Below are 6,335 nucleotides of genomic sequence, written 5' to 3' on the forward strand. Positions count from 1 at the left end.
TGCCGCGCTGGTGGCGGACGACTGGATGGGGCATTCCGACTACCGGTCTTCGGCCGGGCAGCGAATCGATCTGCTTGTGCAAGGTATGCCTGAGCTTGCGCAGATGCGCGTCGTATCCGCCGGTGCGGAGGAATTCGGCGATCGCAGCCTGCGGGTAGATGGCCGTTCCCAGTGTCGAGCTGTATTTCATCGACGCGATTGCCGAGGACCAGCGCCCGCCCGCCACCCAGCCGACGCGGATGCCGGGGGCAAGTGTCTTGGAAAAGCTGCTGCACAGGATGACCTTGTCGCTGAATGCGCGCAACGGCCTGGGGCGGATGGCATTGAAATGGGTGTCGCCGTAGATGTCATCCTCGATCAAGGCGACATCGTATCGTTCCGCCAGCGCCACCAGTTTCGACTTGTCCTCCATAGACAGCGTGATGCCCGTCGGATTGTTGATGTTTGCAATGCTGATGACCGCACGAAGCTGTCCGGCCTTGAGCGCGGATTCGAGCTGTGCGAGATCCATGCCACGCTCGGAGGCGGGAATTTCCACCGCGCGCAAGCCGAGGCTGTGGAGCATCTGCAGGATGACGAAATACGTCGGGGACTCCACCGCGATTACTTCACCAGCGCTTCGATCCGCTTGTTGATCTTCTCCGACCGCATCGAGATTATCAGCCCAGGCCATTTGCCCGACAGCTTGAGCACTGAGCAAATCCGTCGAGGGAAATCGAATCGGCGCAATCCTACCCTCACCGATCACGCTGTGAACATCCTGCCGTATCGTGGTATCGGCACCGGCATCCCACGCGTTCTGGAAGATTGGCCGGAGACGTGCTTGGTGAATGACGCGGCTGGCAACGAGTTCAAGGCGGTGATCCCGAGACCCACGCCGGCGACCCCGCAAGTTACCCCGCAAGTTGGGATGCTGCTGGCTCGAATCGAGGGCGAAATGACCCGGCAGGCGCTGGTGGGTACAGGTCTGCCGCCCGTCGGCGGTGTGGGTCTGAACGCGGACTGTGGGCCGAGCCGCATCCGGCAGAAAAAACGCCCGACCCTGTCGGGCCGGGCGCTTGCCGCTGCAACTGCAACACGGGCGGTCAGGAAGGCTTGATCGCGACCTTCAGCACGCCGTCCCTCTGGTTGGCGAACAGCTCGTAGGCGGCGACGATGTCGTCGAGCTTGTACTGGTGGGTGACGAGCACGCCGAGGTCGAGGCGGTCGGCGGCGAGCACGTTCATCAGCCGGCGCATGCGCTCCTTGCCGCCGGGGCACAGCGCGGTGCGGATGGTGTGGTCGCCGAGGCCGGCGGCGAAGTGGGCCATCGGGATCTTCAGGTCTTCCGAATACACCCCCAGGCTGGACAGCGTGCCGCCCGGCTTCAGCACTTTCAGCGACTGCTCCCAGGTGGCCTGGGTACCCAGCGCCTCGATGGAGCTGTCGGCGCCGCGGCCGCCGGTGAGCTTCATCACCTCATCCACCACGTCGCAGTTGCGGAAGTTCAGCGTCACGTCGGCGCCCATCACCTTGGCGATGCCCAGGCGGTGGTCGTTGCCGTCCACTGCGATGATGGTGGTCGCGCCCAGCAGGCGCGCGCCGGCGGTGGCGCACAGGCCGATCGGGCCCTGGGCGAACACCACCACGGTGTCGCCGAGCTTGATGTTGGCGTTCTCGGCGCCCTTGAAGCCGGTGGACATGATGTCCGGGCACATCAGCACCTGCTCGTCACTGAGGCCGTCGGGAATCGGCGCGAGGTTGGCCTGGGCGTCGGGCACCAGCACGTATTCGGCCTGGGTGCCGTCGATCATGTTGCCGAAGCGCCAGCCAGCGGTGGCCTTGTGGCCGTGGGCGCCGCACTGCCCGCTCGGGATCAGGTAGCTGCCATCCTGCGACGGCGCGCCGTCCTGCGCGGCATAGCTGTTGAAGTTCGGGCAGATCGCGCCGGCGATCACGCGCTGGCCTTCGGTATAGCCCTGCACCGCGCTGCCGAGCTTTTCGATCACGCCCACCGGCTCGTGGCCGATCGTCAGGCCGGGCTTCACCGGGTATTCGCCCTTGAGGATGTGTACGTCGGTTCCGCAGATCGTGGTGGTGGTGATGCGGACCAGGGCGTCGTTCGGCCCGATGTCGGGAATGGGCTTGTCCACCAGTTCGATGCGGCCAGGGGCTACGAAAACGGTTGCTTTCATCATCGTCATGAGACTTCCTCCTGGAGTGTGCCGTAAAGCTCTTTCAGTGTAGGCCAGATCGTCGGCGGGCCTCTTCCGCGGGTCTTGATCCAGGTCAATGGAAGCCTGTTTTGTCGGTGCTGAATTGATCTCGATCAAACGAGAATGATTGTCATTTATTGGTATAATCCTGCCGTTCCGTGCGATGCCTGCCAGATGCGGTGTGGCACACGGGAAGCCGCTTGGCCGCGTGATCCGCTCCCGGCCATGCGCGTGCCTTTCGATCCGATGTTCAGCAAGCAACCGACGCCCGTGCGGCTAGGCAGCCAGCCAGATTCCGATGGAGATACCCATGCTGAAGCTGTTGTCTGCCCGTGCGTCCGGGCGTGGTGATGGAATGAAGGTGCCGCTTCGACCGGCGCCGCTGTATGGCGCGCTGCTGGCCCTTGCCGGACTGGCGCCTGCGGCCGCGCTGGCGGTCGAGGACGGCCAGCGCCTGAGCGAGGTCGTGGTCACCGCCACCCAGCGCGAGCAGGCCATCCGCGACGTGCCGGCCGCCGCCTCGGTGGTGTCGCGCGAGGACATCCGCGTCAGCGGTGCCGACAACGTGCTCGGCGCGATCCGCGAGACCCCCGGCGTCGGCTTGCTCGGCCGCAGCGTCGGCGGGCGCAAGACCATGTCGCTGCGCGGCATGGACGGCAAGCACACGCTCTACCTGGTCAACGGCCTGCGCGTGATCTCCACCGACGACTGGGTGGGGCACTCCGACTACCAGTACGACTGGGCGCCGGTCGACGACGTCGAGCGCATCGAGGTGGTGCGCGGGCCGATGTCGGTGCTGTACGGCTCGGACGCGCTCGGCGGCGTGGTCAACACCATCACCCGCCGTCCCGCCGACCACTGGCAGGGCAGCGTGCGCCTGTCCGGCAGCGATGCCCGCGGCGCCGGCGGGGGCGATGCGGTGGGCGGCGGCGTCCATCTGTCCGGCCCGCTCGGCGACAGCTTGCGCATCGGCCTGTCGGCGACCCATCTCGACCGCGACCCGCTGAAGCTGAAGGAAAACCGCCGGCTGTCCGAAATCGAGGGCACCGAGCTGGATGCCGGCCATCTGCTGCTGTCGTGGGCGCCGCTGGCCGGCCACATCCTCGACCTGGAGCACCGCGTCGCCGACGAGGAGCGCACCCGCCAGCAGATCAGCAGCGGCACCTACTACAGGGATACCTACGACATCGAGCGCACCCAGTCCATCGCCACCTGGAAAGGCGACTGGGGCGAGGTCGACAGCCAGTTGCGGGTATGGGAGTCGGACTTCTCGGTGAAGAGCCGGCGCACCAACGGCGTGGCGCCGACGCGGCCGCAGAGCATGGAAGAGCGCGGTGTCGATGGCCGCGTCGGCTTCGGCATCGGCAGCGCCCAGCACCTGACGATCGGCTTCGACGCGCGCAAGGAAGAGATGAAGAACGCCGGCCTCGCCGGGGGCAAGGACGATGCCACGCACAAGGCGCTGTACCTGCAGGACGAGATCGGCCTGTCGGACTCGGTGATGCTGACGCTCGGCGTGCGCCACGACCGCCACAGCATTTTCGGCGGCGAGACCAGCCCGCGCGCCTACCTGGTGTGGCACGTCGATGAGCGCTGGACCGTGCGCGGAGGCTACGGCGAAGGCTTCCGCGCGCCCACGCTGAAGCAGATCTCGCCCAACTACGAAGGCCACGAAGGGCCGCACTCCTTCTACGGCAACGCCGACATCAAGCCGGAGACCAGCCGCTCGGTCGAACTCGGCGTGGCCTACGCCCACGGCGGCCTCGAATGGGAAGCCACGGTGTTCCACAACGACGTCAAGGACCTGATCACCACGCGCCTGCTGCGCATCACGCCGCCCTCCGGCGGGCTGCCGATCCCGCGCCGCCACTATCTGTACGACAACGTTGACGAAGCACGCATCATCGGCGTCGAAACGGCAGCGAAATGGCAGCTCGGAGGTGGCTTCTACCTCGGCGGCAACGCGCAGTGGCTCGATACCAAGGACAAGGAGACCGGCGACGAGCTCAATGGCCGCTCCCGCATCCTGCTCAATGCCCGCGCGGGCTGGAAGCAAGGGCCGTGGGATGCCGCGCTGCGCGCCGAGCACATCGGCCGCCAGCATCTCGATGGCGACCGGGCGCCGTCCTACAATCTGCTGCATGCCAGCGCCGGTTACCGCATCAACGAGCACCTGGGCGTCAGTCTCGGTGTGGACAACCTGACCGACGTCCGCCTGGTGGATAAATCCGACGCCTTCAGCTATTCCGAAACGCCGCGCACGCTGCGCGTGTCGCTGCACGGTTCGTTCTGAGCCTGCCATCCCGCCGGCGGACGCGCGCTGAGCCGTTCGCCGGTTTTGCCTTGTTTACGACTCCTGCCAGCCCATGACTCCGGAATCCTCCCAATTTCCTGCAGAACAGCCGAACCCGCCCACGGGGACTCCCCGCCGCCGCGCGTTGCTGGTGTTCGTTGCCGTGCTGTTGATTGCCGTCGTGGCGCTGTTCGCTCTGCGTGCCGCCACCGGCGCACCGCGGGTGGCGGTGGTGAGCAGCGATTTCGTCCTCGCCGGCAAATTCACCGCGCTGGGCGAGATCGGCAAGGCTGCCGGCGTCGACGTGGATGCGCTCAACATCGACCGCGATGACGACACCCGTATCGGCGCCGCGCTGGGAGAGGCCGATCTCGTGCTGATCGACGCGCCGCGCGAGGAAGACGGCCGCCGCCTGCTCGAGCGCATGGGGCCGCTGCTCGAACAGGCGGGGGTGCCCTGGCTGCTGTCGTCGGCACGCGGGCCGCAGGCCGGCGGCGGCCTCGACCCCGCCCACGGCCAGAGCTTGCACGACTATTACCGCAACGGCGGCCAGCGCAACTTCGCCGGCCTGTTCGCCTGGGTGCGCCATCACCTGGCAGGCGAGCGTGGTGTCGAGGTGCCCGCGCCGTCGATCTACCCGGAAGCCGGCTTCTATCATCCGGACCACCCGGATCTGGTGGTCGCCAACCTGGCGGCCTACCGTGCCTGGCTGGGCGCGGAGCGCGCCGGGCGCGGGCCGGCGGTCGGCATCGCCATCCATCGCGCCTACATCGGCAACCTCGGCATGGCCCATGTGGACGAACTGGTGCGCCGGCTGGAAGCGCGCGGCGCGCTGCCGCTGGTGTATTTCCACCCGACCACCGCGGGCGCCGGCGCGCTCGATCTGCTGTACGGCGAGGATGGCAAGCCGGTGGTGGATCTCATCGTCAACCTGCAGGTGATGTACCAGGGCAGCCGGCGCGAGGACTATCTGCGCCTCGGCGTGCCGGTGCTGCAGGCCCTGACCTGGCGCGGCGGAGATGCCGACGACTGGCGCGCGGACCCGGTCGGCGTGCCGACCAGCGGCGTGCCCTTCTACCTGGCGATTCCGGAGTTTGCGGGGCTCACCGACCCGCTGATGGTCGCCGCGATCGAGGACGGCGATGCGGTGTTGATCCCCGAGCAGGCCGACGCGCTGGTGGACAAGGTGTTCAAGCTGATCCGCCTGCGCGCCAAGGCCAACGCCGACAAGCGCGTCGCGCTGATGTTCTACAACTATCCGGAAGGCGAGAAGAACCTGTCGGCCTCGTTCATGAACGTGCCGCGCAGCCTGGCGCTGCTGACGGAGACGCTGCGCGGCGCCGGCTATGCGGTCGAGCCGCTGGAGGAGCAGGGCATGGTCGATGCCGCTGCCGACATGCTGGCGCCGTTCTATCGTGCCGATGCGGTGCGCCGCCTCGACGAGCTGGTGGCGCGCAACCTGGCCGCGCGCCTGCCGCTGGCCGACTACCTCGCCTGGTACGAGGCCTTGCCGGAGCCGGTGCGCAGCCGCATCGAAGCGCACTGGGGCGTGCCGGCCGACGATCCGATGCTGATCGGCGCCGAAGGCGAGCGCGCTTTCGCCATCCCGCGCCTGCAACTGGGCAATCTCGCCATCCTGCCGCAGCCGCCGCGCGGCCGTGCCGGCGAACCGGCGGAAAAGGCCATCTACCACGACACCCGGGTGCCGCTGACCCACTTCTACCTCGCCGCCTATCTCTACGCCCGCACGCAGTTCGACGCCGACGCGCTGATCCACTTCGGCACCCACGGCAGCCAGGAATGGACGCCGGGCAAGGAGCGCGGGCTGTCGATCCACGACGACCCCT

The 6,335-nt window shown here is 67.5% G+C and carries 4 protein-coding genes and 1 pseudogene; 3 read left to right on the top strand and 2 right to left on the bottom strand.

The features are described from left to right. Positions 1–70: 70 nt before the first annotated feature. Positions 71–673, bottom strand: a pseudogene (locus TBU01S_RS24705) (aminotransferase-like domain-containing protein); the annotation flags it as partial. Between TBU01S_RS24705 and TBU01S_RS24440 the strand changes: the two are divergent. After that, positions 632–1,099: an ATP-binding protein gene (locus TBU01S_RS24440; protein ID WP_217999556.1), complete on the top strand. Its 468-nt coding sequence runs from the start codon at positions 632–634 to the stop codon at positions 1,097–1,099. The pseudogene TBU01S_RS24705 and the gene TBU01S_RS24440 sit on opposite strands and share 42 nt — an antisense overlap. On the opposite strand, the gene TBU01S_RS03555 is transcribed toward TBU01S_RS24440, so the two are convergent. Continuing rightward, positions 1,086–2,183: an NAD(P)-dependent alcohol dehydrogenase gene (locus TBU01S_RS03555; RefSeq protein ID WP_068635262.1), complete on the bottom strand. Its 1,098-nt coding sequence runs from the start codon at positions 2,181–2,183 to the stop codon at positions 1,086–1,088. The two genes, TBU01S_RS24440 and TBU01S_RS03555, sit on opposite strands and share 14 nt — an antisense overlap. Positions 2,184–2,505: 322 nt before the next feature. Here TBU01S_RS03555 and TBU01S_RS03560 point away from each other — a divergent pair, with 322 nt between their 5' ends. Together TBU01S_RS03560 and TBU01S_RS03565 are read left to right on the top strand one after the other, a co-directional pair. Then, positions 2,506–4,488 (top strand): TonB-dependent receptor plug domain-containing protein, encoded by a 1,983-nt coding sequence (locus tag TBU01S_RS03560; protein ID WP_068635263.1) that lies wholly within the window; start codon positions 2,506–2,508, stop codon positions 4,486–4,488. Between the two features lie 151 nt (positions 4,489–4,639). Continuing rightward, on the top strand, positions 4,640–6,335 hold a 1,696-nt coding region (locus tag TBU01S_RS03565; protein ID WP_245650840.1), incomplete at its 3' end, for a cobaltochelatase subunit CobN.

The sequence above is a fragment of the Thauera butanivorans NBRC 103042 genome, from assembly GCF_001591165.1.
Lineage (GTDB): Bacteria > Pseudomonadota > Gammaproteobacteria > Burkholderiales > Rhodocyclaceae > Thauera > Thauera butanivorans.